Origin of the sequence: Maribacter sp., from assembly GCF_039968975.1 — a bacterium.
Taxonomy (GTDB): domain Bacteria; phylum Bacteroidota; class Bacteroidia; order Flavobacteriales; family Flavobacteriaceae; genus Maribacter.
On record NZ_JBDVOT010000117.1, the window covers coordinates 1 to 2,732 of the forward strand.

Here is a 2,732-nt window from a genome sequence, read left to right on the forward strand (position 1 = left end):
AGGTTTTATGCCAAAATCGGCTCCTGCTTCAAAAACTTTATCCCAAATTTGTTTGACCTCTTCATTTTTACAATAAATTTCAAATCCACCAGAACCTGTATATCCCGTGGCAGAAATAATAACATTTTCAATACCTGCAAAATCAGATACTTCAAAGTGATAAAACTTAATATCGGCTAGGTTTACAGAAGTTAACGACTGCATTGCCTCAACCGCCTTAGGACCTTGTATTGCTAAAAGCGAATATCCTTCAGAAATATCTCGCATATCTGCTTTTAAATCTGAGTTATAAGATGAAATATGGTTCCAGTCTTTTTCAATATTAGAGGCGTTTACTACCAATAAATATTGCTCGTCTTTAATTTTATAGATGATTAAATCATCCACGATACCGCCCGTTTCATTAGGTAAACAGCTATACTGTGCTCTACCAATAGTTAATTTTGAGACATCGTTAGAAGATACTTTTTGAATTAAGGCTAATGCATTTGGTCCTGAAATTAAGAACTCACCCATATGCGATACATCGAAAACCCCAACAGCATTACGTACTGTTTCATGTTCGGCATTTACACCTTCGTAAGAAACAGGCATATTGTAACCAGCAAATGGCACCATTTTGGCACCAAGAGATTCGTGTGTTGTGGTAAGCGCAGTATTTTTCATCTTAATCTATTTATTAGCAATACAAATTTATCGAAAATAAATAGAAGCAAATGTGGCTAATCCCTGAATTGGGAAAATATTATTCTTTAATTAAGTTCTAAGATTTTAAAAGAAAATCTTTGAGTCCGTCGTAAGTTGAAATCTTAATAGATTTTTTAGTTTTTCCCATCACTCTCTGAATCTGAGAAGGAATTTCTAGTTTTTCATCAAGTGTTTCTTCAACGATATCTAAGAATTTTACCGGGTGCGCAGTTTCTAAGAAGATACCATAGGTGTTAGGGTGTTGCTCTTGATACTTTTTTAACCCCAAGTAACCTACAGCGCCATGAGGATCAGCAATGTATCCATTGATATTGTAAATTTCCTTTAAGGCGTCTTTTGTTTGATTGTCATCAAAAGGATAAGAAGAAAGATTCTTTTTTAAATCTTCGAAATTATCTTGAAACAAATGCCTAATTCTTATAAAGTTACTTGGATCGCCAACATCCATGGCATTAGAAATAGTGGCTGTTGATGGTTTAGGGTTATACTCATTTGTAAGCATAAACTGCGGTACGGTATCATTTACGTTTGTGGAAGCTACAAAATGCTTTACAGGCATACCTAGTCGTTGAGCAACTAAGCCTGCACAAATATTACCAAAGTTTCCTGATGGTACAGAGAACACGATTTCTTTACCTTTTGATTTCGCTTGTTTATAGGCAAAAAGGAAATAGAATAATTGTGGCAACCAACGGGCAACATTAATAGAGTTGGCCGAAGTCAGCTTCATATTGTCAAGAAGTTCTTTGTCTAAAAAAGCATTCTTAACCATAGCTTGGCAATCATCAAAAGTACCATCTACTTCTAAAGCGGTAATATTTTTGCCTAAAGTGGTTAGTTGTCTTTCTTGAATATCGCTAACTTTTCCACTAGGGTAAAGTATAACCACTTTAACACCCTCAACACCTAAGAATCCGTTTGCTACAGCGCCACCCGTATCGCCAGAAGTAGCAACAAGTACGGTCACTTCATTTTTTGTAGACCTAGAAAAATAGCCTAAACATTGAGCCATAAAACGAGCACCAACATCTTTGAAAGCCATGGTAGGTCCATGAAATAATTCTAATGTGGCAATATTGGGGGTAATTTCAACTACTGGAAAATCAAAATCTAATACTTCTTTTAATATCTCTTTTAAAACATCATCAGGAACAATGCCCTCTACAAATTGTTGAATTGCCTTAAACGCGATTTCTTCGTTAGAAAAGGTTTCGATATTCTCAAAAAAAGAACTTGGTAACGGACTAATATTTTCTGGAAAATACAAACCTTTATCAGGTGCAATACCATTAACTACGGCAGTGTCAAAAGAAACCTCTGGAGCTGTATTGTTTAAACTATAGAATTTCAAACTGAATATTTTTAAATGTTATTAATGTACCAGTGCTCAACTTATAAAAGTTTAACGCCTTCCATATTAATTTTAGATACGTGTATTTCGTATGCTATGCCAATTTTATCGTAAACTGTTTTCATTGCATTACCTACATTGATAGCAGTTTCTTCCCCTTTGCTAAATGCAAAGATTGATGGTCCGGATCCAGAGATGCCAGAACCTAAAGCACCAGCTTCTAAAGAGACTTTTTTGACTTCGTCGAAACCAGGTATTAAGATAGAACGTATTGGCTCTACGATATAGTCTTCTAAAGATCGGCCTATTAGTTTATAATCTTCTTTGAACAAACCTGCAACCAGGCCACCAACATTTCCCCATTGTTTTATACCAGTTTCCATAGAAATAGTTGTCTTTAGAATCTTTCTAGAATCTGAAGTTTTTATTTCTATCTGCGGATGGATTATTGTTATGTATAATTCTGACGGAGCAGGAATATCAATAATATCCAAAGGACTATAGCTGCGTACCAATGTAAAGCCGCCAAATAGGGCAGGGGCAACATTATCGGCATGTGCAACATCACTAGCTAAGCGTTCGCCTTCCATAGCAAATTTTACAAGTTCAGTTTTGCTGAACGGATTGCCCAATAAATGGTTCATTGCCCAAACTGTACCGGCAGAACTAGCAG

General features: G+C 35.8%; 2 protein-coding genes and 1 pseudogene. All 3 read right to left on the minus strand.

Annotated elements, in window-relative coordinates; all coding sequences use genetic code 11:
- Nucleotides 1-666, minus strand: a pseudogene (locus tag ABJI11_RS07910) (glycine cleavage system aminomethyltransferase GcvT); the annotation flags it as partial.
- A gap of 97 nt (nt 667-763) precedes the next feature.
- Nucleotides 764-2,059 carry a threonine synthase gene (gene thrC / locus ABJI11_RS07915; RefSeq protein WP_348351003.1) on the minus strand — a complete coding sequence of 432 codons (1,296 nt, stop codon included), beginning with the start codon at nt 2,057-2,059 and terminating at the stop codon, nt 764-766.
- A gap of 41 nt (nt 2,060-2,100) precedes the next feature.
- Nucleotides 2,101-2,732: homoserine kinase (locus ABJI11_RS07920; RefSeq protein WP_348351005.1), on the minus strand; the 632-nt coding region annotated here is incomplete at its 5' end.